General features: G+C 57.1%; 20 protein-coding genes and 5 pseudogenes. 18 read left to right on the plus strand and 7 right to left on the minus strand.

Going from position 1 to position 23,471, the window contains the following annotated elements:
* Positions 1–37 precede the first annotated feature (37 nt).
* The 3 genes from ACTJKL_RS31025 to ACTJKL_RS31035 all read right to left on the minus strand — a co-directional run bounded on the left by ACTJKL_RS31025 (position 38) and on the right by ACTJKL_RS31035 (position 3,326).
* The gene (locus ACTJKL_RS31025; RefSeq protein ID WP_440854089.1) at positions 38–2,137 is read right to left on the minus strand and encodes a recombinase family protein; all 2,100 of its coding nucleotides are present in this window, start codon (positions 2,135–2,137) and stop codon (positions 38–40) included.
* Between the two features lie 286 nt (positions 2,138–2,423).
* Positions 2,424–2,885: a helix-turn-helix domain-containing protein gene (locus ACTJKL_RS31030; RefSeq protein WP_130521527.1), complete on the minus strand. Its 462-nt coding sequence runs from the start codon at positions 2,883–2,885 to the stop codon at positions 2,424–2,426.
* 123 nt (positions 2,886–3,008) lie between these two features.
* Positions 3,009–3,326 carry a DUF5372 family protein gene (locus tag ACTJKL_RS31035; RefSeq protein WP_440854392.1) on the minus strand — a complete coding sequence of 106 codons (318 nt, stop codon included), beginning with the start codon at positions 3,324–3,326 and terminating at the stop codon, positions 3,009–3,011.
* 38 nt (positions 3,327–3,364) lie between these two features.
* Between ACTJKL_RS31035 and tnpB the strand changes: the two genes are divergently transcribed.
* The 5 genes and pseudogenes from tnpB to ACTJKL_RS31060 all read left to right on the plus strand — a co-directional run bounded on the left by tnpB (position 3,365) and on the right by ACTJKL_RS31060 (position 8,891).
* A complete protein-coding gene (tnpB, locus tag ACTJKL_RS31040; RefSeq protein WP_165940308.1) occupies positions 3,365–3,523 on the plus strand; it encodes an IS66 family insertion sequence element accessory protein TnpB in 159 nt (52 codons plus the stop codon).
* Positions 3,524–3,597: 74 nt separating this feature from the next.
* Positions 3,598–5,190 (plus strand): IS66 family transposase, encoded by a 1,593-nt coding sequence (gene tnpC / locus ACTJKL_RS31045; RefSeq protein ID WP_440854678.1) that lies wholly within the window; start codon positions 3,598–3,600, stop codon positions 5,188–5,190.
* A 16-nt stretch (positions 5,191–5,206) separates the two neighbouring features.
* Positions 5,207–6,106, plus strand: a pseudogene (locus ACTJKL_RS31050) (ISL3 family transposase); the annotation flags it as partial.
* A gap of 61 nt (positions 6,107–6,167) precedes the next feature.
* A pseudogene (locus tag ACTJKL_RS31055) lies at positions 6,168–7,110 on the plus strand (transposase); the annotation flags it as partial.
* Between the two features lie 311 nt (positions 7,111–7,421).
* Positions 7,422–8,891 carry a purine-cytosine permease family protein gene (locus ACTJKL_RS31060; RefSeq protein WP_440854679.1) on the plus strand — a complete coding sequence of 490 codons (1,470 nt, stop codon included), beginning with the start codon at positions 7,422–7,424 and terminating at the stop codon, positions 8,889–8,891.
* Between the two features lie 175 nt (positions 8,892–9,066).
* Here the strand turns inward: ACTJKL_RS31060 and relB are convergent, their stop codons facing one another.
* On the minus strand, positions 9,067–9,690 hold the full coding sequence (relB, locus tag ACTJKL_RS31065) for a type II toxin-antitoxin system RelB family anti-toxin (RefSeq protein ID WP_430764127.1): 624 nt from the start codon (positions 9,688–9,690) through the stop codon (positions 9,067–9,069).
* Between the two features lie 444 nt (positions 9,691–10,134).
* Between relB and ACTJKL_RS31070 the strand changes: the two genes are divergently transcribed.
* The 3 genes from ACTJKL_RS31070 (at position 10,135) to ACTJKL_RS31080 (ending at position 11,861) form a co-directional block, all read left to right on the plus strand.
* Positions 10,135–10,446 (plus strand): type 2 periplasmic-binding domain-containing protein, encoded by a 312-nt coding sequence (locus ACTJKL_RS31070; RefSeq protein WP_440854680.1) that lies wholly within the window; start codon positions 10,135–10,137, stop codon positions 10,444–10,446.
* Positions 10,443–10,604, plus strand: coding sequence for a hypothetical protein (locus ACTJKL_RS31075; protein ID WP_440636974.1), 162 nt, complete (start codon positions 10,443–10,445; stop codon positions 10,602–10,604). The genes ACTJKL_RS31070 and ACTJKL_RS31075 overlap by 4 nt, the downstream gene beginning before the upstream one ends.
* A 96-nt stretch (positions 10,605–10,700) precedes the next feature.
* The gene (locus ACTJKL_RS31080) at positions 10,701–11,861 is read left to right on the plus strand and encodes an alpha-hydroxy acid oxidase (protein ID WP_430764126.1); all 1,161 of its coding nucleotides are present in this window, start codon (positions 10,701–10,703) and stop codon (positions 11,859–11,861) included.
* A 69-nt stretch (positions 11,862–11,930) separates the two neighbouring features.
* Here the strand turns inward: ACTJKL_RS31080 and ACTJKL_RS31085 are convergent, their stop codons facing one another.
* Together ACTJKL_RS31085 and ACTJKL_RS31090 are read right to left on the minus strand one after the other, a co-directional pair.
* A complete protein-coding gene (locus ACTJKL_RS31085; RefSeq protein ID WP_427142541.1) occupies positions 11,931–12,275 on the minus strand; it encodes a hypothetical protein in 345 nt (114 codons plus the stop codon).
* A pseudogene (locus ACTJKL_RS31090) lies at positions 12,272–13,375 on the minus strand (IS5 family transposase). The gene ACTJKL_RS31085 and the pseudogene ACTJKL_RS31090 overlap by 4 nt, the downstream one beginning before the upstream one ends.
* 164 nt (positions 13,376–13,539) lie before the next feature.
* On the opposite strand from ACTJKL_RS31090, the pseudogene ACTJKL_RS31095 reads away from it, so the two are divergent.
* A pseudogene (locus tag ACTJKL_RS31095) lies at positions 13,540–13,704 on the plus strand (helix-turn-helix domain-containing protein); the annotation flags it as partial.
* A gap of 7 nt (positions 13,705–13,711) precedes the next feature.
* A pseudogene (locus ACTJKL_RS31100) lies at positions 13,712–13,956 on the plus strand (transposase); the annotation flags it as partial.
* 260 nt (positions 13,957–14,216) lie between these two features.
* Here the strand turns inward: ACTJKL_RS31100 and ACTJKL_RS31105 are convergent.
* On the minus strand, positions 14,217–15,734 hold the full coding sequence (locus ACTJKL_RS31105; RefSeq protein WP_427142540.1) for an aldehyde dehydrogenase family protein: 1,518 nt from the start codon (positions 15,732–15,734) through the stop codon (positions 14,217–14,219).
* A 580-nt stretch (positions 15,735–16,314) separates the two neighbouring features.
* Here ACTJKL_RS31105 and ACTJKL_RS31110 point away from each other — a divergent pair.
* From ACTJKL_RS31110 to ACTJKL_RS31145, 8 genes are all read left to right on the plus strand, one after another.
* Entirely contained in the window at positions 16,315–17,226 is a 912-nt protein-coding gene (locus ACTJKL_RS31110; protein WP_440854681.1) for a dihydrodipicolinate synthase family protein, read from the plus strand.
* A gap of 80 nt (positions 17,227–17,306) precedes the next feature.
* A complete protein-coding gene (locus tag ACTJKL_RS31115) occupies positions 17,307–18,188 on the plus strand; it encodes a transporter substrate-binding domain-containing protein (protein ID WP_430764122.1) in 882 nt (293 codons plus the stop codon).
* A gap of 63 nt (positions 18,189–18,251) precedes the next feature.
* Complete coding sequence (locus ACTJKL_RS31120) at positions 18,252–18,977, plus strand: amino acid ABC transporter permease (RefSeq protein WP_427142537.1); 726 nt, start codon at positions 18,252–18,254, stop codon at positions 18,975–18,977.
* On the plus strand, positions 18,974–19,732 hold the full coding sequence (locus ACTJKL_RS31125; protein WP_427142536.1) for an amino acid ABC transporter ATP-binding protein: 759 nt from the start codon (positions 18,974–18,976) through the stop codon (positions 19,730–19,732). Before ACTJKL_RS31120 ends, ACTJKL_RS31125 begins: the two co-directional genes overlap by 4 nt.
* A gap of 83 nt (positions 19,733–19,815) precedes the next feature.
* Complete coding sequence (locus ACTJKL_RS31130; RefSeq protein ID WP_440854682.1) at positions 19,816–21,186, plus strand: FAD-binding oxidoreductase; 1,371 nt, start codon at positions 19,816–19,818, stop codon at positions 21,184–21,186.
* A 113-nt stretch (positions 21,187–21,299) separates the two neighbouring features.
* The gene (locus tag ACTJKL_RS31135) at positions 21,300–22,001 is read left to right on the plus strand and encodes a GntR family transcriptional regulator (protein ID WP_427142534.1); all 702 of its coding nucleotides are present in this window, start codon (positions 21,300–21,302) and stop codon (positions 21,999–22,001) included.
* Positions 22,002–22,366: 365 nt separating this feature from the next.
* The gene (locus ACTJKL_RS31140) at positions 22,367–23,116 is read left to right on the plus strand and encodes an electron transfer flavoprotein subunit beta/FixA family protein (RefSeq protein ID WP_440854683.1); all 750 of its coding nucleotides are present in this window, start codon (positions 22,367–22,369) and stop codon (positions 23,114–23,116) included.
* A 77-nt stretch (positions 23,117–23,193) separates the two neighbouring features.
* The coding region (locus ACTJKL_RS31145; protein WP_522960291.1) for an adenine nucleotide alpha hydrolase family protein at positions 23,194–23,471 on the plus strand (278 nt) is incomplete at its 3' end.

A 23,471-nucleotide genomic window follows, 5' to 3' on the forward strand; every position in this document is an offset into this window, starting at 1 on the left:
CAACGATCTGCATTCATACTGCATCTCTCTTTCGGGTTCAGTTGAAGGTTTTGGCGTGTCTGGCATTTTCCTTATGGGCGGCGACGCGATCGACGAGCTGGTTCCATCGACTGCATTGCTTTTGCGGTAAATCTGTCTTCGGAAGCTCGTACAGGTGGTAGTGTCCGTTGTAAGCATGGCTGGTGACGAGGCCATGTTCAGCCCATCTGGCGAGGGTATGTTCATGGATATTGAGGTGCGCAGCCGCCTCCTTTTTTGTCAACATTCCACGATCCCGGAGCCGGTTATAGCGCGATCTCAGCTTGTATTCGCGAACGAGGTAGGTGACGCGTTTGGTTGTGAAGCGGGCGTTGCGCTGGTCACGGCGCGTCACCGAGCCCGGACGGTATCCCTGATTGTTGAGAATCTCTGCGATCTCGGAAAAAATATGATCGTCGAGGAGTTTATCGATCAGTTGGATGACGTCGGGGTTCGTCTTGACCTGCTGGCTGGGCGATTTTGGGCTGATGGTGACGAGTGTCTGGGTTTTACCGCCCTTGAAGCGAATATGAGCCTTGGTCGTGCCTCTCTTCGGTAGTTTGAGGAGGGTAACGTCCTCAATGATGTGGGCAAGCAAGCGCTTTCGTTCGCGGTTCGGGGTCTCTGGATTGGTCCAGAGTTTTTTGAAGTCCGCCGTCATGGCGACCAAGCGCTCGTGGACGGCCTTATCAAGGATGAATTGATCGTGCTCCTGGCCGCGCTCGCGCTCTTCGCGGGCATTGGCTAAGATGCGGAGCTTCTCGTTCCATTCGCCTTCGAGCGTGTCGGCGACGAGGCGGTTGTTGGGATCGACGAGCATGAAACGGCGCTGGGCGAGATCGGCCTCCGTTTGGGCGCGCTCGATTGCGCGACAGCGCAGCCGGTCCGCCTCTTCATGCCGCGCTTCGATCTCTTTGCGGACTTCGAGCGCCAGTTCGACGGCGGCCGGCGTCATCTGCTCTGCGATCAGCATGCCGATGGCTTCGTCGATGGGAGGCGCGGCGATCGCCTGGCATAAGGGTTCACCGCGATTGGTACGGGCGCGATCACAAACGTACCAGGCTTCCTGCCGGCCGCGCCGGGCAGCATAGCGCATGTGAAAATGCCTGCCGCATTGCCCACACACGGCGCGCCCCTGCAGCAGCGCCGGGCCTTCGCGCGGAGGTGATGCGACCCCCGCGTTCCATTTATGGCAGATGTTCGACGTTAGAATCCTGAGGTTCTCCTGATGCTGCTCCCAACTGATGTAGCCGGGATGGGCATCTGGAATACATGCTGTCCAATCGTCACTACCTTGTTTGCGCACGAGCTTCTTGCCATCAATGGTTCGTCTATAGCGACGGCGTCCATAGGCATAGGCTCCGGCGTAACGTGGATTGTGCAGGACGCGCATCGCCGTCGAAGGCGTCAGTGGCCGGAAAACCGTCTGGCTGCCGTGCAGACGGGAGGGAAAGAGAATGCCCTCTTGACGAAAGGCCTTGACGGTCTGGGAGGCGGATCCGACGCGAGAGAATGTCTCGAAGAAATGGGCGATTGTCTCTCTGACTTGCATGTCCGGATCAAGCGTCACGTTGCCGGAATGGTCATAGACCAGCCCGGTCGGGAGGGGGCAACGGAACTCGCCACGCCGGGCCTTATTGAGGATGCCGCCGCGCAGCCGTGCCTTGATCACATGCAGTTCGGCCTCACTCATTGTTCCCTTGAGGCCGAGCAGGAGCCGGTCGTTGAAACTACCCGGGTCATAGACGCCGTCCTCGTCGAGGATCAGGGTATCGGCGAGAGCACAGATCTCGAGCAGCCGCTGCCAATCGGCATTGTTGCGCGCCAGACGAGAGACCTCCAGGCCCATGACGATCCCGGCATGCCCCATGCCGACATCGCTGACCAGCCGCTGAAATCCCTCACGCCAGACCGCCGATGCGCCGGATTCGCCTTGATCATTATCGATGACGATAATCTGCTCCTCGCGCCAACCAAGGGCGATAGCACGGCCGCGAAGCGCATATTGGCGCATGGCGCTCTCGGTATTGTCGATGACTTGCCGCATCGAAGATTGGCGGATGTAGAGGTAGGCGCTGCGTTCACGGTGATGAGACTGGACTTTGAGGTGTAGATTCATGGTGCTCTCCGTTGGTGGATGCTCATGGCGATGGTCGCCAGGACATGAACGACGGCGCTGAGGTCGCCGTGCGCCGGTCGGATGGCCGATGACAGGTAAAACTGGCCTTGATCAGGGCATGCCGCTGCAGGCAGTGCGCGGGCCCATCCCCACATGCCGCGGCGCAGAAAAAGCATGAGGCCGCTACGGGCCTTGAGCGGCAGAACTTCGCCGAGAGCTGCGCTGCGCAGCACCTCGTACTGGTCCGCGGTGGCCGGCAATGAACATGCCGATGCCGTGGCAACGTCTAGCGGATCGTTTTTTTTAACAGCCGCTCGATCGTCCTGGGATGAAGTGCGACATCGAGTTCGTTGCGGACCAGCTTGGCGAGTTCGCGCGCACGAACGGGCTCGCCCGGGACCAACCTCGCCTGGAGAAATGCCAGGACTTCGTCGTCGACCTTGTGGGGACCGCGGGGTCCCGGCTTTGCCGGTACCAGTCCGGCAATCCCACTCGTGTCGAAGTTTGCCTTGGCCTGGTAGTAGGTTGGCCTGGAAACACCATACTCGTCGGAAGCGTCCGTTACCGAGACATTGTCGATGGAGACGCGCCGCAGCATCTCGTATTTGACCTGGACGGCGTCGTGCGGATCGAAGAACTCGCTTCCCTGGAACTTCGGGTCGCGCACCTTCTCGGGATTTGGATTGAAGGTGCCCTCGTCGAGGAGGGTATCCATCTTTGATCGCTTGCCGCCGTACTTCGCAGGCATTGTAGGTTCCGGGTGCAAGATCGAGTATTAATGTAAATCTATTTATACCGCCATTCTCGTTTAAATCAAGAGCGATCCCACATTGTGTCACCAGAAATTGGCAGATATTATAGGATTTACGGCTCATTGCGGGGCCTCTTGCGGCATAATCTGGTTTACACTAGCGGCATAATTATCCTTACACTCCGCTGCCAACCTGCCACAGAGGTGTTCCACCATGCTGGCTAGTTCCATCAAGTTCGAAACCAGCAAGAGCGCGCGCCCATTGCTCGCGACAACTTCTGGATCAATGCTCACAAGATCAGTCCATTGAGGGGGAAGCGGCCATATGGCGCCATCCTCGGTCTGCAAAAGCAGACGGTCGCCCTGCAAGTTACCTCGCTTCCCAACGCAGGGCAGCTGCCGGCCGAAAAGAGGATGAAACTGATGGGTAACCAGCACTAGCTGCTGATCTGCGCCCGAAGGGGCTGCATTCTCAGATAAGGTACAAGCGGCTTGAGAAAGCGCAGTTCTGCTGGCCGCGCATCGGACACAGCCGGGTCCAGCTCAATCATGCCCAGCTCTTGGCCTTGGTCGACGGAATGGACTGGAAGCGGGTTCGCTTCACGCCTGTCAAGCCGCCCGAGATTGTTGGGTAAAACCACTGCGGCGAAATGAATCAGGGGCCTGAAACTGCGGGCGGGTCACGGCAAAATATGCTCTGATCAGGTCCATGACGCGACCCGAGATTGAGCTTCCGGATGATGTTGAGGCCCTCAAGGCCATGGTCCTCGCGATGGCCGAAAAGGCATCGCGCGTCGAAGCTTTGGAGAAGCAGGTCGATGACCTCGAGGCCCGGAATGCTGATGCCGATGAGCGCATCGAGCGGCTGACCCAGATCCTCAAAGCCTTTGATCGGGCTCGCTTCGGCCGGCGCTCCGAAAAACTAGTAGCAGCCGCCGTCGATGATGAGCAGCATGCCTTTGTCTTCGAGGAGATCGAGACCGGCATTGCGGCGATAAAAGCCCAGGTCACGAAAGGTGGCGCGAACCCGGATGGCAAACGCGCACCGCGTCCACGCAAGGGCTTCGCGCCGCATCTTGAACGCATCGAGGTGGTGATCGAACCGGAAGAGTTGCCGGAACACGCAGGTAAGCAGAAGATCCTGATCGGAGAAGACGTCTCCGAACGACTGGACGTTGTTGCGGCCAAGTTCCGTGTCATCGTCACGCGCCGTCCCAAATACGCTTTTAAGAATGAGGATGGCGTCATCCAGGCCGCGGCCCCGCCACACATCGTCGAAAGTGGCATTCCAACAGAAGCGCTCCTGGCCCAGATCGCAGTCTCCAAATATGCCGATGGCCTCCCCCTCTATCGCCAGGAAGCGATCTACGCGCGTGACAAGGTCGAACTCGACCGCAAGGTCATGGCCCAATGGATGGGCAAGCTGGGGTTCGAGCTCGACATCCTCGCTGATTATATTCTGAACGAGATCAAGAAGGCCGAACGGATTTTTGCCGACGAAACGACCTTGCCGACGCTTGCGCCCGGATCCGGGTCTGCAAAGACGGCTTGGCTATGGGCATATGCCAGGGATGACCGGCCATTCGGAGGCAACGGTCCACCGATGGTGGCCTATCGCTTCGAGGACAGCCGAGCGACCGAATGCGTTGCAAGGCATCTCAGCGGCTATCGCGGGATCCTGCAGGTCGACGGATATGGTGCCTATAACAAACTCGTCCGCAAAGATGGAGGCAATGACGGCGTTGTTTTGGCTGGCTGCTGGTCGCATAGCCGCCGGAAGTTCTATGAACTGCATGTCGCCAAGAGCTCGAAGGTCGCCACAGAAACAGTCGAGCGCATGGCAGAGCTGTGGGAGATCGAGGAAACCGCCCGCGGACAAAATCCTCAGGCCCGTGTCGCAGCGCGTCAGGAACGGTCGGCGATAATTGTCCGTGACCTCTTCACACTCTGGCAGGCAACATTGCCGCGGGTCTCGGGAAAATCCAAACTCGCCGAAGCTCTCCGTTATGCCATCTCGCGCCGAGACGTCTTGGAGCGCTTTCTGACCGACGGCCGGATCGAGCTCGACTCCAACATTGTTGAGCGGGCAATCAGACCACAGGCCATCATCAGGAAGAACAGCCTCTTCGCAGGTAGTGACGGCGGCGGCAGGACATGGGCCACGATCGCAACGCTGCTGCAAACGGCAAAGATGAATGCCGTCGATCCTCAAGCCTGGCTAACCCAAACGCTCGAGCGTCTCGCAAGGGGGTGGCCCAGCAGCGAGATCGACGCTCTCATGCCATGGAATTACCAGGCCTAAACGGCCTCAGCTTCCCGCTTACGCACGAGCTCTCCCACACGCAGATCAGGTCGCCGACCGTTGGCATCTAATGGAAAACGCCAGCCACGCTTTTCTCGACGCTGTTCGTAAATCGATGCGGCAGGTCCGGATGGCGATCGGCACTGCAACCGTAAATCCGAAACTGCTGACTGCCGCTGAGCGGCTGCAATACGAGGGATATCAGCGGCGTGAAGAGGCAAATGCCGTAATCCGCGGGTTCGTCGCCGATGGTGTCTCCATCAAGGAAATCGTGCGCCGAACTGGGCATAGCCGAAAGCTGGTCCGCAGCGTCGTTCGTGGTCAGCGGACCGACATCTTCCGGGTCCGGCAAACCTCTCTCGAACCGCACCTGCCTTGGCTTGAAGCGCAATGGGATGCTGGATTGCGTAATGGCGCCGAACTGTGGCGGCAGCTTCGACTGGCCGGTTTTGGCGGAGGCCTGCGTGTTGTCACCGAATGGGCAACGAGACGAAGGCGAGCAGAAAAGGCTGAAAGCGGACTCGGCTATGCTCCCGCCGCGCGCACCGTCGTTCGCCTGATGACCATCGACCGCAACAACCTGACCAAGGCTCAAACGATGACGGTTGCCGCCATCGAAGAGAGGCTGCCAGACCTTGTAGAGGCCAGGGACGTCGTCGAGAGCTTCCACGGCATGTTGCGCCGCAAGTCCTCCGGTGATCTGGAGGCCTGGATCGAACGCGCGGCGAAAAGCCTGGTCGCATCATTCGCGAATGGCGTTATCCGAGACCGAGCGGCAATCCAGAATGCCATAACCTCCCAGTGGTCGAACGGTCAGACAGAAGGCCAGATCACAAAGCTCAAGCTCATCAAACGGCAAATGTACGGGCGCGGGAAACTCGATCTGCTTGAGGCACGGATCGTCGGAGCGCCCTGATGTCATCGAGATTGCGTCAGACCCAAAATTGGACGCCGGTCACCCCGCCAGAGGGGTCAATATTCCACGCCGAAACACAGTGATCACTGGCGACGTCCTGGTACGGGGGTGGACAACCGAGCAGAAGCTGCAGATTATCATGGGGAGTTTGGAGTTGAGCGATACGGTTTCGTCGGCCGCCCGGCGTCATGGAGTTGCGCCACGCCTTCTGTATCGATGGGGCAGACTTCTCAGTGAGTGAGGAACGGCTGTCTTAGATTACGATGAGCCGGTCGTCGGCAATTCTGCGGTCAGGAAGTTCGAGGAGCGCGTTCCCGAGTTGGAGCACATGCTGGGCCGCAAGGATGGAGGTCGAGGTTCTCCGCGACGCTTTTTCACAGGTTAAAAAAAATAGCGGCAGCTCTCGTTGCCGAAGCATGGTGCCGATGAAGACCGTCGCGGACGTTCTCAAGGTATCCCGCTCCAATGTTACTGAGCTTCTGAAGGCAGATCAAAGCCGCGCCGGCCGTATAAGGCTGAGGATGTCGAGCTTCTGTCAGCCCTCCGCAGGCTCGTCGACGCCAGGCCCACCTATCGCTAACGGCGGAGAGCCGCGCTGCTCAATCGCGAAAGGCGAGTCGCCGATCAGCCGGTCGTCAACCCCAAGCGAGTCCACCGGATCAGGAGCAATAACGCCATGCTGCTGGAGAAGCACACCACCGTTCGCAATGGCCGCGTCCACGATGGCTTTGCCATGGTGATACGCTCGAACTTTCGCTGGTGCTCGGACTCGCTAAGCTCACCTGCTGGAACGGCGACGTCATCAGCTTGGCGTTCATTATCGACGCCCTCGGCCGCGAGATCATAGCCTGGACGACTGTCGTCAATGCCCGGATATCCGTCTCCGATGCGCGGGACATGATGCTGGAGACCGTCGAGAAGCGCTTCGGCGCAACGCGACACCACAAGCCATCGGACATCTGCCCGACAACGACAGAGCGTACACTGCAAAGGAGACAAGCTTACTGCTCAAGCTGTGAACCCGATGCCAACGAAATCCATCCTCATTCCGCGCTCAAAATATCATCCCTCGGCAGTTATCAGGGCAGCTGACTATCCGGGGAGACGAGGCGTACTCCAGCAGTGTAAAAAAAAACGCATTGAATGTTTAAAAAATTGGACATAGATTGCGTCCATTGCCCTTTGAGCAAGATTCAATAGAGGGTACAGGGCAGCCTAGTGTCTAATCGTCAGGAACGTCTGTCGACGGAAAAGCCGTGGCTTTTCCCAACGCGGAGTTGTGCGCTGCTTAGCGCGGGAAATGGGAGCAACTCAATTGGAAACACAAGCAGGAATCGCTTCGGGGCAGGCGATCGCGCGAAATGCGCTCGCGATCGAGCATAGGTCAATCGACTATGTTCCCCTGTCGGAAAGACATGGGCGGCTTTCGGACCAAGCAACGATTTGGTTTGCCGGGAGTGCACAACTTTTGAGCCTCGCGACAGGTGCGATCGGCATCACTTTGGGCCTCAATCTTACCTGGACGTTGATCGGCTTACTCCTTGGCACCATCCTTGGGACGATCCCGGTTGCAGCACATGCAAGCCAAGGCCCACATCTCGGGCTCCCGCAAATGGTGCAGACGCGTCCCCAGTTTGGTCGTTACGGAGCCATCTTCATCTGGCTGGTAGCCGTCATGGTCTACTGGGGCTACGTTGTGCTAAACGTTAATCTCATGGGGGCTACATCGGAACAACTCGGTCTCGGTTCCGCGAGCACTTCGGGAATCTTGCTTGGGATTATATCTGTCGTCTTCGCTATATTCGGTTACCATTGGCTTCATGTCGGTCAGCGCTACACGACAGTCGTGCTCTTGGTTGCTCTGGCGACCTTCACATTCGGCATCGTGTTTGGAGTCGGTTTCCCCCCAGAGCAAACGAGACTTTCCGGTACGTTCCAGTTCACGCCATTCTTGATGGTGGTTTCGGCATCGCTCGCATACCAGCTTTCATGGGCCTTCTTCGTCTCCGACTACTCTCGGTACATGCCGCCCACCACAAGCCATCGGTCCATCATATTCTACACAGCGTTCGGTGCGGGTGCTGGTGTCTTCGCAATGGAGGCGGTTGGGGCCGTTGGGGCGGCTCTCTACCCGAATGACAGCTTAACTCTTGCCCTTCAGGAATCCGGCAACCAGATCATGCCTGGTTTTGGCGCAGTGCTTCTCGTCGTGGGTGGAACAGCTCTTTTGATATTTAACGGAATGTGCGTCTACGGCGGGGCGCTCACCTTAATCACCGCGATGGACAGCGTCGTTGAGACATCACCGACGCGTAGCCTGCGAATTAAAACCATTGCCGTGATCGGCGTGACGGCAACCATCGTCGGCGTTCTGCTCCCGACGGATTTCATCAATACGACCTTCTATACAATTCTTGCGGTGTTGGCATACCTGATGGCACCATGGACCGCAGTAAATCTTGTCGACTATTTTATCGTGCGGAAGGGACGCTACTCGATCACTGAAATCTTCAATCCGAACGGAATTTACGGCAACTGGAACTGGCGTGGAATTGCTGCGTATACGCTTGCGTTTATCTCAATGATTCCGTTCATGTACCTGTCGTTCTACCAGGGACCAGTCGCGACATATCTCGGTGGCGTCGATTTCGCCTTCTTCGTCGGTATCCCGGTGGGTGGGGTGCTTTACTGGCTCTTCTGCTTGAATCTCGACTTGAAGCAGGAACTTGCTACTGTTGCAGTTGCCGACAAGCATCTCGATGCCTATGCGAAACCGATAGTTTGATGGCAACCCCTTGACTACCGAAAAGAACCGCGAGGATGGCAGGCGGGGCCTGTTCTCGCGGTTCAATCTTTAGCCCGGCGCGTAAAAATACGCATACGGTTACTGCTACTTTCTCGGCTTGCTAGTTTCAACAATCATTTGTGCCACACGCATTTGATGGTTCAAAGCGGGTTTGTTAGATCATTGGTGGGGTGACAGCGCATGCGACGACGGCGACAGTCTTGCCTACGTTCTTTAGTCTGTACGGTTGGGCCCCAAAAATATGAAAGCCGCCGCCAGCTTCAATGCGTCGAGTGCCTACCTCGGTCTCCAGCTCGACCGTTCCCTTCAAGATGCAGGCCGCGGTCTCACCGTCGTGTTTGATTGCTACTTTTCCCGTGTCCGTACCCGGCGAGTAATGTTCGACGAACATTTGCAGCTTCTTGTCACGCCGTTCGCCTCCCAGCACCCGCATATCGACCTTACCTCGCGATACCACCGCAAGGTCCTGCGCATCGTAAACCAATACATTCTGTTTTGAGATTGGGAGCGCAAAGAAGTCCGCCATCGATATCGGAATCGCGTTCAATATTCGGTGCAGGGAAGCCAGCGAAGGGGCGTGAGAGTCAGCTTCGATCAGCGACACCGTGGAATTAGTCACACCCGCACGCTTCGCCAGTTCCCGCTGAGAAAGGCCGGCCTCTTCACGAATGGCCTTAAGGCGTGCCCCCACAGCAAGCTCCGCTGCGTCATTTTTCGGTCGTTGTTTTCCGACGATGGACTCCTCCTCGTCCGGGCCCGAAGCTTCTTTTAATCTCACAACTATCTCCATCACATCATGTCATGGCATCTATATAAGGTGATGCCAAACATTGAAAGTTGAGCGTTCAAAAAATTAAACGCGTGACGAGATGCTCAGTCGGCTCAACTTGCCGTTTGCGAACATCAGTGGCTCCATCAGCCTCCCGAGGTCGGTGTGAAAAATATTGAAGTGTTAAAAAAATCATATTGCTTGTGCAAAAAAATTCAACTACGCATTCGTATCAAGTCATAAAATAGGAACTCCATGTGAACCCTCTCAATCAGGGACGGCTTTCTGGTGGATCGGCAGTCGTTTTGGACGTTTACCACCGTGCAGCGATCAGCAAACCAGCGCCGTTCTGAGCGCTCCTGCGATCCGATAGCGTACTCTCAACCTGCAGTTTCTCTACCTTTAGGAGGTGAGTTAGGTTGTTTCACCAAGTTCCTGGAAGGAGCCGTCCTGATGAGAATGACGAGAAGCCAATTCCTGAAGCTGATTGCGGCGGCAACAATCGCCGCGGCCGTCCCTACATTAGGGTTCGCACGAGACGCGAAAAGGCAAATCTTCGTGACCTGGGGTGATTTGGCGCCCTTTGGAATGACGAAGCCGGACGGACGTTCTACGGGGTCGAGAGCGATCTTATCCAGGAGTTGGCTAAGCGGAAAGTTCGACTACGAAATCCGCCATATGGCTTGGGATGGTATGATGCAGCGGCGGATAGACGGCAAGTTCGATGCTAACATCTACTGGTTCCCATCACGGATAAACTATTGAAAATCTTTGATTTTTCGTTTCCGTCCACCTCGGAAGCCTCCTCCTTTGCCGTTCTGAAGGACCTGCATCCTCTTCTTCCCGCGCGTACGACCGTGGAGGCCAAGCTAGTCGATGATGTCGTCGTCGAAATCTCGGTTCTTGCCTCCGAGATAGTGTGACGCGGCGGCGCGTTGATAGTCTTCCAGCTTACACTGAGCTGGCGGGAGGGGTGACTGGGGCGAACACTCTTCAATTTACACAATAGGACTTCGAGTTTGGCTCATTCATTGGATTTTCAGAACTTCTCTGAGGCGCGCGCGATAGCTAAGCGCCAGCTTCCGAAAGGGATATTCGAATACATCGACAGGGGCGCGGAAGACGAGACGGCGTTGGCCTCGAACCGTACCGCTTTCGATGAGGTCAAAATCCGACCGCATGTGCTGAAGGGGAACGCAACACCGCGCTCTACCAATATCACGCTTTTCGGCACCGAATACGCGTCACCACTCGTCGTCACTCCGACCGCCTTTGCGGGCTTGGTACGATACCAGGGCGAATTGGAACTCGCCAAAGCGGCTGCGAGATTTGGCATTCCCTATTGTGCTGCAACGGAGGCGATCTCATCCGTGGAGGAGATCGCAGACGCTACTCCCGCGCCCGTTTGGTTTCAGCTCTACTTATGGAATAAAGCACAGGCGTCGTACGACCTTATGGACAGAGCTTGGGCTAAGGGAGCGCGCACCCTCGTCCTGACTGCTGACACAGCAGTGATGCCCAAGCGTGAATTTAACCGCCGAAACGGATTTGATATCCCGTTCCGGTTCTCGTCTAGGAATGTATGGGATGTGGCAAACCATCCAGGTTGGGCCGTTCGCGTATTGATTCGATATCTGTTGACTAGTGGGATGCCCAACTTCGCGAATTATCCTGTTGAATACCGAAAAAGTCTTCTTAAGCGAGGGGGAGGGCCGTCTCTCGATTTGATGCCAGACATGAGCTGGGAGCACGTACGAGAGGTGCGGGCTCGTTGGAAGGGCAACTTGGTCGTGAAGGGCGTCCTTCGCACCGAAGATGCGCTGCAGGCAAAGGACGCTGGCGCGGACGGCATCGTTGTCTCCAACCACGGTGGTCGTATGTTCGACAGCGCAGTGTCACCAATTGCCGTGCTCCGCGAAATTGCCGACGAGGTGGGTCACGAAGTTACGGTACTCGCAGACAGCTCGGTTCGACGAGGAAGTGATGTTTTCAAGCTCATCGCCTCTGGCGCGAAGGCGGTCCTTGTTGGTCGAAGCATGCTCTACGGCACCGCCGCCGCGGGAGAGGAGGGCGCCGTGCAGATGATGAAAATTCTATCAGACGAACTTGCCATGACGATGGACCTCAGTGGCTGCCGATCGCTGGCTGAGATAGGCGAGCACCTGTTGCATCGTTCCTGATTGAGCATGCCCAAACCCATCCGCGTTGTTACGGAGAAAAATTTTAACAGCAATAGCCGTGCGATCGCCCTAGCAGGCTATTGAAGAAGTCTCCCGTTTGGTCTTTAGGATAGCCTCGTCGCCATTGTGATAGGCGAAAGTGATCTCGATCGTACTCTCGTCGAGCAATTCGGCAGGTCCGTCACCCGAGACTTCGTCCATTTCGTCGCATCCTGCCCATGTGAAGGAGACCATGGACGTGCTGTAGCCGAGTTCGAGGCCCGCTTGCATCGCACCGAAGGCGATTTCGCCATGACCGTTGGCCCTGATGGTGATTGTGGCGGGCTCGACCAGGTCGAGATAATCCCGACCCCACAGATCGGCCTCGACGATCCGCCAGCGGCCGATCAGGCGGCAGTTTCTGGCCGCGCTCATGACAGCATCGCTATCAGCTTCGGTAGCCGTACCAGATTGTAAGCGGCGGCCGCGAAGGTGAAGGCCCATCCGACGCGGTCGCGGCCACGGAACTTCGTCTTGTCCTGCCCCGCGACGGTCTCGATCCAGCCGAACGCCTCCTCGATGCGCTTACGGATGCGCAAGCTGACCCCATAGCCGGAATGGCGCGTCGTGCGACCGTCGATGGCCGAGCGGCGACCATTAATATTCTGCGCCACATGGGGCGTCACCTTCATCGACCGCAAATCTTGGACGAAGTCCTTTGTGTCATAGGCCTTGTCGGCACCCAGCGTGATCGCTTGTGTCCGATCAGCGAAAGGTTCGATCATGTGCAGCGCCGCTGCCCGTTCAGCATATCCGCTGGCCTCAGTCAGATAGGCATCGACCAGCAGCCCTTGGCGATTTTCCATCAGCCCATGCCCCATGAAGCACAGCTGGCCTCCTTGCCTTTGCCCTTCTTATAAAGTCTTGCGTCTGGGTCGGTCGTTGAAGCATGCATCTCGTTGGAACGCTTTTCGCCATGAAAGTCTGCTTCGACATTCCGACCACCTGCATTCGAAGGTGGTTCGCCATGATCGCCCCTTTGGGCCGTCCTTCGGCTTGAAGCTCTTGATCGACGCCCAGGCTTCGATCAGCGTGCCATCGACAGAGAAGTGGTCTGTAGACAGCAACCGCTTTACCTTGGGCTGCGAAAGGATCGCACTGAGGAACTTCGCGGCGATGTCGCCTTCCAGCAACCGGTCGCGGTTCTTCGAAAACACCGAATGGTCCCAAGCTGGATCGTCAATGCCAATGCCGACGAACCAGCGGAACAGAAGGTCGTATTCCAGCCGCTCCATCAAAAGCCGCTCCGAGCGGATCGAATAGAAGGCTTGCAAAAGCATGGCGCGCAGAAGCTTCTCAGGCGCAATCGATGGCCGCCCGATCGGCGAATAGAGCGCTGCAAACTCCCGTTCCAAGAAAACCAGAGCGTCGTTCACGATCTGCCGGATTGCCCGCAGCGGATGATCACGACGAACTCGATCCTCCAGATCGACATAGCTGAAGAGTTCACCCGTCCTCACATCGCCGCCGCGCATGCATCACTCCAAAACTCGACGAAGCGAGTGAATCACGGCGAAAGCCTCCAGGCCAGCTTCTTTTTCAACAGCCTGCTAGAGCGCGTCCGGGTATCGATGAATCGATTGTGATGTGACGTGCCGGCTGGTTTCTGATTCAACATCCGCTTTGACGGATGTTGGTGATGGCCAGAGCGCTGAGCAGGGGTGTACGGTTACGTGTCTTGAAACCTGCGGATGACGGGGCATCGGCCCGGCAGGCGGCGGCCCGTTTCGGCGTCGGGGTATCGAGCGCGATCCGCTGGATCGCACGGGCGAAGATCAGCGAACTGACACCGCGGCCCCAAGGGTGACGGCGCGGCTAAGGCCGCCGGTGTGCGCGACGCCACGGAAGCGACAGGCGCAGGCTGCTCTACCTGCCGCCTTACAGTCCCAACTTTAACCCCATCGAAAACGCATGCGCAAAGCTCAAGGCATTGATGCGGTCAAGGGCCGAACAAACCATCCCCGCTCTCTGGAAAGCCGCCAGTTCCATCATCGAACTCTTTACGCCGGCCGAATGCGTAAACTGCTTCAGGACAGCCGGATATGAACCGGATTAAACCCGACGTGCTCCAGTCATATGCTCGACGACGCTGCATACGAACGGGCCGTCATGCTTCATGCAAGCTTAGTCGAAGTTGGCAAGCCGCTCTCGTTTATCAAAAGCGCACATACTGTGACAAACGTCGCCCGGACCTCGTCGCGTCTGGCTTCGCGACAATCGTGATTTGACCCTATCAGTGGGGCCTTCTCCGCGAGTTTTGAAGGCGTTTCGGGCATTCCTGTGGTCGGCCGCAGTGATGCGGCCGACCTTTCGATTTCACTCGGATTTCGCCCGTTCGAAACTCTCCGCATCTGGGTAGGGGAACCACCAGAAGTCCTGCGGGGCGGCCTCTGGATCCATCACCACGTACTTCGAGGACTGGAACTGCGCTAGGCCTTCTGGGCCGAGCTGCCGGCCGATACCTGACAGCTTACGTCCGCCAAAGGGGAGCGCGTCGTTGTCAAGGATCGGCGCATTGATCCAGACCATACCTGCTTCAATCTCGTTGACCGCTCGCATCATCTCGCCCATATCGCGGGAGTAGAGGTTAGACCCAAGGCCGAACTCGGAACGGTTCGCGAGTTCAAGTGCTTCATCGAAATCTTTCACGCGACAGATGGGCGCGACGGGACCGAAAGATTCTCCGTTGAGGATTTCTGACTTTGGATCCACATTCGTCAGGACTGCAGGCTCGATGAACCAGCCGTGATTGAGTCCATTGGGGCGTCCGCCACCGGTGGCGAAAATTGCGCCTTCATGACGCGCGCGCGCGAGAAGCGACTCGAAGCGGTCTCGCTGGCGGTGCGTCGCCATTGGGCCGATGTCAACATTTTCGAGGCCGTTGCCAATGCGAAGCTTTTTCGTTTCAGCGACCAGTCGTTCGACGAACTCGTCGTGAATGCTGTCATGAACGTAGAATCGTTCTGCCGATGTACAAACTTGGCCGCAGTTGAGGTAAGCAGCGAAGGCAGCCGCCCGCACAGCGATATCTAAAGGAGCGGAAGGCATGACGATGAAGGGGTCGTTGCCGGATGCCTCAATCAGAGCGGGTTTGAAGGTTTCGGCGCAAACCCTCAGAATTTCCTGCGCGATCGGCACAGAGCCAGTGTACGCGATGCAATGGGTCTTTTTGCTTCGGACGAGGTGTTGAGCGACACGCGGGCCGCCGGTAACGACTTGCACCAGACCCTTGGGCAGTTCGCTGAACACTTCCATGAATTTTAGAGTAGTAATGCTTGTCTGCTCATGCGGCTTGATGATGACGGAATTGCCTGCAGCGAGTGCGGCCGCCAGTTCCCAGCAAAGGAGGACAAGCGGGAAGTTGAAGGGAAGAATGATAACGACAGTTCCCAACGGTTCCTTGATCGAGAAGTGGAACTGGCCCGGAACAGTCGATCCAGCGATTCTGCCGCTCTCGTTGCGCCCAAGTTCGGCATAGTAGTCGATCGCGGTAGCGCACCACGATGTTTCGTCGACGGCTTCCTTGAACGGCTTACCTTCCTCACGGGTCATGAAATAGCCATATACAGCCTTATCGCGACGGATCTTTGCCGCGACTTCGTGAAGGGCCGTAGAGCGAGTGCGTGAATCTATGGCCAACCACGCCTTCCTCGCGGAGTTTGCGATGTCGATCACATTCTCGAGTTCGTCGTCCGTGGCATCCGCGATTTCAGCAATGCGATCTTCAGTGGCCGGGTCGATGACCGAGATTCTATTGGTTGCGGCGCTCTTCAAATAGCGTCCGTCGACAAACAACGTGCCTGAAAGGCGGTCGAACTCTTGGTGGATTGGCATGTCTTCTCCTTGTCGGCGCACACCCGGTACTCGGGCAGCTAGAAAGTCTGGTTGCTGGTTCCAAATCTTGTGGTCGGATCCAGAGATCGGGGCGATGCTGGAGCGCTCGAGGTGTGTAGGCCGGTGGCTCGTGGTGATAGGATCTTTCAGCCGGAGAGCAAGGCATCGCGAAATGCTTTCGATCCCATTTGCCGCGCGCCTTTTCGCAACCGGGGAAAGGGCACGACTTAGCCCTCCGACGCTCATCCTTCGAAGTACGTCGATCCCACCGTCCTCAATGAAATTGTTCGCTGCCGCGTCCCCGATTGTTGTGTGAAGCGGCCACCCAACGAACGCAACGCTATGTCAAAAATATTCAACATTCAATACGTTTTTTCAAACGGTGCGCGTGGACGGTTTTTTTCGCGAAATCAAAGAGCTCGCTCGATAAACTATGTGACCAAACTAAAAAGCGCGATCGCAGATCGTAGATCGCACGATTGACATTCTCTGAAAATTGCCGTCACAAATCACCCCATCGCGACGGAACGCCCGATTGCGAGGAGGAGAAATCAGATCTTTTAGGATGGAGACGAGTCACATGGCGCTGACCAAGCTCACGACGTACGGCCTATACACGGCCACCACAACGCCCCTGACCCCCGACGGAAGATTGAACACACGCGCCATTTCGGAGCAGATCGAAACTCAGTTGCAAGCCGGTATCGCTGGGATCGTTGCAATTGGCGGGACAGGCGAAGGAACTGCCTTGTCCTTTGCTGAACGTGTTGAAGTTGTTGGAGTGACAGTTGAGGCTGTCGGCGGAAGGGTGCCGGTGCTTGCGGGCGTTATCACTCCTGGATTGCCCGACACTCTGGCACTCGGTCGCGCTTGCTTGGAGGCGGGGGCAAACGGACTGATGGTCATCACCCCCTTCGGTACGGCCCCCAGCCAAGCTGGCATTCGGGACTACTACAAGGCAGTTGCCGACGGCGTTGGCCAAGCCGTGATGCTTTACGAGATCCCTTATCTTACTCTCGTTTCACTCGAACCGGAGACCGTATGCGACATCGTGGCGGACGGTTCTGTCTTCGCAATGAAGGCATCGAACCCAGACCAGACCACCTTCACCAGGGTCGTCGAGTTGGTCGGGGAGCACATCGCGGTAATGTCCGGGGATGAGCACTTATTCGCAGCCCAGATCGCGCTTGGTGCCGTTGGAGGCGTACTGGCCTCTACGAACGTTCTACCGCGTACGTGGGTTCAGATCTTCGACACCGCACGGGCAGGCGATCTTAAGACTGCGCAGGGGCAGATCGGACGTATCCGGAACTTCCTTCTCAGCGTTTACGCGGAGCCCAATCCGGGCCCGATGAAGGCTGCTCAGACCCTTGCGGGCTTTGAGGCTGGCCCCGTCCGCCTGCCAAATAGGGCGCCTAGCACGGCGCTCGTTGAAGAGATGCGCACGCAGTTGGCAGATCTGCTCGCATACGAACGGGGACTGACTGCTTAGTCCGGCAGATCCTCGCAATAAAGCGTTCGCCACCGGTGAAGGAGGCGCACGGGGAACCGAAACCAACTGGAGAGAATGAAATGAACCGAACTGCAAGTTATTTGAGTGCGACCTGCGCCGCAATCATCATGAGTGTCGGCATAGGATTTCACGCTGTGGCAGCGGAACCGTACTATGAAGTACCAGCAGACTACCCAGCTTGTACTGACGAGTCTTATGAAAACGCGATCGAGAACGGTGTGAAGCTTGGCGTGGCTGCGGCTATGCCCTGGTCCGGTATCGACCCGGCGTCGGGCAAGGCCGTAGGAATCGACGTGGAGCTACACGCAGAAGTCCTCAAGCACATGGGTATCACAAAGATCACCTATGAGGCGGGCGCGTTCAACTCGCTCATTCCGTCGATGCTTTCTAACCGTATCGATATGGTCGTAACCGACCTACACGTAACCCCCGAACGTTCGAAGACTATCGCTTTCAGTGGTCCGGTTTGGTGGTATGGCCCCGCTGTCGTTGTCCAAGCGGGGAACCCAAAGAACGTGAAGAGCTTCGAAGATCTTGCGACCGTTCGCGTCGGGGTTCTTCTTGGTACCGGTACTGACGAATACCTGAAAAAGGTCGGTATCGAAGCCACGCGCTTCCAAAGCTATGCGGAAGAGTTCGCTGCCATCCAGCAGGACAAGGTCGACGTAGTCGTTGAGTACGATCTCCTGGCCGCCGAGTTTAAGAAGGCCAATCCCGACGCGAACGTCGAATCCCTCGCGAGCTTCCCGATCCCGGACGATCTTTTGAAGAACGGCTACGGTTATGCCCGCTTTGGTTTCCGCAAGGAGGATTGCAGCTTCCGTGCCGCCTTCAATCAGGCTTTGGCGGAAGCCAGAGCTTCGGGCGCCATGTCAGAGGTCCTTCGCAGGAATGGGCTTTCGGATCGCAATCTCTTCTACTTCCCGCTGCAAGTGAACTGATTAAGGAGCGACTGCGTCACTGGTCGATCCTAAATCGGCCGGTGACCATCGGCGAAGAACACGATGGAACTCTTGAACTTAGACGTGATCCGGTCATACGGATATGTACTGTTGCAAGGGCTAGGAAATACGATTTTGCTCACGCTGATCGTTATAGTCCTGGCCGGCGTTCTGGCCATTCCGCTGGCGCTCGTTCGGACCTCGCGCCTCTGGCTCGTCCGCCTGCCCTTCGAAGCGTTGGTGGAGATTATTCGCGGCACACCTCTGATTTTGCAGTTGTTCTACGTGTACTACGTTCTTCCGGCTGCCGGCGTTCAGCTTGATCCGTTCGCCGCAGCGGTTGTGGCATTGACGGTGAACTACACGGCATATCTCAGCGAGGTCTACCGCGGTGGCATAAAATCCATTCCTGACGGACAGCGTAATGCGGCGGCCGCCCTGGGCATGACCCCGGCCAAGGCGTTCATCAGAATTATTCTGCCTCAAGCTTTCAAGGTTGTGACTCCCACGCTAGGCAATTACTTCATCGCGCTCTTCAAGGACACGGCCCTTGCGTCCGTCGTGACCGTCAATGAGTTGCTCTATACCGGCAACCTCGTGTCGTCCTCCACGTATCAATATTTCACGGTCTATACGGTAACCGGGATCCTCTATTTCGTGGCTGGTTTCCCTGCTGCCTTGTTCGTCCGATATCTGGAGCGACGCATGCATACAAAGCGCCGTGTGAGATCGGCCCCGTCGAAGCCAAATCTGGTCGATTCAATAGAAGCTAGGGGTTCCAGCCGATGATCCTGTTAAACAATATCCACAAATCCTATGGATCCTTGGCCGTCGTCAACGGAGTGTCGCTTGCGATACGCAAGGGGGAAGTCGTCTGCCTGGTCGGCCCCTCCGGTAGCGGCAAGTCGACCTTGCTTCGCTGTGTCAACAATCTCGAAGCACTGACTGCCGGTGAGATCCGTCTCGACGGCGAGAGGGTTTATTACGATGAGATTCCCGAAGGGCTGAAGCCTCACAGCCAGACCCGCATCGCCAGGGTCCGCGCCCGTCTGGGAATGGTGTTCCAAGACTTCAATCTGTTTCCTCACATGACGGCGTTGCAGAACGTCATGGAGGGACCCGTCCAAGTGCTCGGGATCTCGAAGGCTGACGCCCGACAGCGGGCGATGGATCTTCTCACGCGGGTGGGGCTGGCCGAGAGGCATGACTATTACCCGGACGAACTTTCGGGTGGTCAGAAACAGCGGGTCGCAATCGCGCGGTCGCTCGCCATGAAACCTGAAGCCATGCTTTTCGACGAGCCGACCTCGGCGCTCGACCCCGAGCTCGTACACGAAGTTCTCTCGGTAATGCGCGAACTCCGCAACGAGGGAATGACGATGATCATCGCGACACACGAGATGAACTTCGCGCGCGAAGTGGCTGACCGCATTGTGTTTCTGGAAGGCGGCGTCATCATCGAGGATTCTCCTCCCGAGAAATTCTTCGACGTGTCCACTAGTGCCCGCAAGGAAAGCTTCCTGCGCAGCCTTACCCGCAGGTAGGGCGCGCTACCCTTGAACAAGTGGCCGTCGCTTTTGCCCATATCGCAGCGTTGGATGCCATCACTCCCTTGAAAGCCAATGACATGAAACTCGCCGAAAACATCAAAGAGAGGCTTGCCGCGATTCTTGGCGACCGGATCAGTGTTAATCCTTCCATAATCGAGCAGCACTCCCGCGGGGAGGGCCACTTGCCGTCGGCTCCTCCGGAAGCGGTGTGCTTCCCGGTTTCGACGAAGGAGGTGAGCGCAGTCCTGAAGATCTGCAACGAAGCCGGCGTTCCCGTTGTGCCCTGGGGAGCGGGCACATCCCTGGAGGGCAACGTCAATGCGCTGCGGGGCGGGGTATGCATCGACCTCAGCCGAATGAATGCTGTGCTTGCTGTCAACGCCGAGGATCTCGACGCGACGGTCGAACCCGGCGTGACACGTAAACAATTGAATTCCTATCTCCGGGATACGGGCCTTTTTTTCCCGGTCGATCCCGGCGCGGATGCGACGATCGGTGGGATGGCGGCTACGCGGGCATCCGGCACCAATGCCGTCAGATACGGCAACATGAAGGCGAATGTGCTGGCCCTAGAGGTGGTGCTTCCGAGTGGGGAGATCATTCGAACCGGCTCTCGTGCGCGGAAATCCGCCGCAGGCTACGACCTTACGAGCCTCTTCGTTGGCAGCGAAGGCACGCTCGGATTGATCACGGAAGTCACCATCAAGCTATATGGCCTTCCCGAAGTTATTGCATCTGGTGTGTCGAGCTTCCCAACCGTCGAAGACGCGGTCACCTTGGTCACGGAAGCAGTACAGCTCGGCATTCCGCTTGCCCGAGTGGAGTTCCTTGATGAGCAGACCATTGTCGCGGTCAATCGCTTTTCCAAGCTCGAGCTCAATGTCGCGCCAACGTTGTTCTTCGAATTTCACGGCTCAACCGCGTCGGTCGATGATCAGATTGCTCAGATCTCCGAACTGGTCGCGTCACACGGTGGATCAAAATTGGAGTCCTCGACCGACATCGAGGAGCGCAATAAGCTATGGCACGCAAGGCACGAGGCGCATTATGCTCTCCTCGCGATGCGCCCCAACGCACGCGTGTACGGTACCGATTCCTGCGTTCCGATCTCTAAACTCTCTGAAATCATTCGGCTGACACGCGAAGACCTGGAACGCGTGCCGTTCTTTGTGAGCGTTATCGGCCACGTCGGTGATGGAAACTTCCACCTTGGCATGGTCATCGACCCGGAGGTTCACTCTGAATTTGAATTAGCCGAGGAGATTCATGATCGGCTTATCGAACGAACGCTCGCTCTCGGTGGCACATGCAGCGGCGAGCATGGGATCGGATATGGCAAGACCAGGTATATGGAATGGGAGCACAAAAATGCTATCGGAACCATGTGGACCTTGAAGAGGGCACTCGACCCAAACAACATTATGAATCCGGGGAAAGTACTTCGTTAGGCACGGCCGCGATCACCGAGTCGGCCGGGCGGGTAGTTTCACCCGGCTTGACCTACCCAGCATTCAGTGTTGGTGCTTTTATACGAATATGGATGCCTGAATTGAGAACCACTATGAAGTCAGGACTTGCACTAGAACCGATCGATTTTCAGTCGATGCAAGACCAAGTGTACGAGCAACTCCGAACCGTGCTGATGCGGGGCGGGTTCGAGCCTGGTCAGAAGCTCAGCGGAAGAATGGTCGGTAAAGCACTCGGAACCAGCGAGATGCCTGCGCGTGCTGCCTTGGGTCGGTTACTAGCCGAGCGAGCATTGGTTCAGAAGTCTAACGGCACGTATGCTATTCCGATAGCCACCAGGACGCGGTTTAAGGAAGTCATGGAGCTACGGGCTCTTCTTGAGAGTCACGCGACGCTCCAAGCCTGCGAGCGTATCGATAGTGATGGTCTTCGGGAGCTTCGCCGTTCAAGCGACGGTCTTATTAAGGCGCTGAATGACAACAATCTCGAGCAATACTTGGATTTCAATCAGAAGCTAAAATTCGGAATTTACAAATACTGCAGCTCGGAGACTTTGAGATCACATATCGAACTCCTTTGGCTCCAGTGCGGTCCATTCCTCAGACATCTTAGCGTCGCACCCGGCGACGCTCGGGCGACTTCCTATTGCGAGGAAGCGGTCGACGCGCTCGTGGCACGCGACGCGGCCAAGGCAGGTGCGGCCATATCGAAAGACATCCGGTCCGGCCTCGATTTTCTGCTTGTGCATGGTCAGTTTGCAGACGACGACGGGAATGACGGAGCCAGCATGCTTTAAACAAGGAAGCCTCATTTCACGGAGCCTTGCGAGCGTTTGCGCTGACATTACTTGAGGTGGCCCCCTTGCCAAGGAGGCGTAGCGCGGGCCGAAAGGTCCTTTCGATTTTCCCCTCAACGTGTTCTCATGAACCATCACACCTCGACTAGCCGGCTGCGATAGCGAGAGTAACAATATCAAGCTGCGCTCGATAGAGACTCTTTCGCGCGGTTTTCCAGCGGGCGAGTGCGGCGGGCTCTCCGCGTTATGCAGAGCATCATCCCAGATTCTTCGTATCTTTAAAACGAATTCGCGAGAAAACGCTTGACGCCAACTTTGCAGAATATATTGAAGGTTCATCAAAAATTGCGCCGGAAAGTCCAGCCATGAAAATTCTTGTTTCAGTGAAACGCGTCATCGATGCGAACGTGAAAGTCCGAGTTATGCCGGATGGTTCGGGCGTCGACCTGAACGGCGTGAAGATGTCGATGAACCCGTTTGACGAGATATCCGTTGAAGAGGCTCTGCGGCTCAGGGAGGCCGGCAAGGCCTCGGAAGTTGTGGTCGTCTCCGTCGGTCCGGCCAAGGCGGAAGAAACCTTGCGCACGGCGCTCGCCATGGGCGCGGATCGCGCCGTCCTGGTCGAGACTGATGATGCCGTCGAGCCGCTCGCCGTCGCCAAGATCCTCAAGGGGGTCGCGGAAGCCGAACAGCCGGGCCTGATCATCGTCGGCAAGCAGGCGATCGACGACGATTCGAATCAGACCGGTCAGATGCTGTCGGCCCTGCTCGGCTGGCCGCAGGCGACGTTTGCCTCGAAGGTTGAGGTCGGATCCGGTTCTGCCCAGGTGACGCGCGAAGTCGATGGTGGTCTCCAGACCATCGAAGTCAAGCTTCCGGCCGTGGTGACGACGGACCTGCGCCTCAACGAGCCGCGTTATGCTTCGCTGCCGAACATCATGAAGGCGAAGAAGAAGCCGCTCGACAAGAAGTCGCCGGCCGATTTCGGCGTCGATACCGCCCCGCGCTTGAAGGTGCTGAAGACCGAGGAGCCGTCGGGCCGCAAGGCAGGCGTCAAGGTTAAGTCGGTCGCCGAGCTGGTCGAAAAGCTCAAGACCGAAGCCGGCGTGCTCTAAGGCGTTCATGCCCCGAAAAGTGGGAACCGGTTTTCGGACAAGGGCATGAACCGAAGGAATCAAGGGAGAACACAACCATGGCCATTCTTCTTCTGGCAGATCACGACAACGCAACCCTTTCCGACCAGACCGCCAAGGCGCTGACGGCAGCATCGAAGATCGGTTCCGACGTGCATGTGCTCGTCGCCGGCTCTGGTGCCAAGGCTGCGGCCGATGCGGCTGCAAAGCTCTCGGGCGTGACGAAGGTCCTGCTCGCCGACGATGCAAGCCTCGGCAACAACCTCGCCGAACCGCTGGCAGCGCTCATCGTGTCGCTTGCCGGCTCCTATGACGCCATCGTCTCGGCTGCGACCTC

This window comes from Sinorhizobium sp. 22678, assembly GCF_052044265.1.
In the GTDB taxonomy this organism is placed as follows: Bacteria; Pseudomonadota; Alphaproteobacteria; order Rhizobiales; family Rhizobiaceae; genus Sinorhizobium; species Sinorhizobium meliloti_A.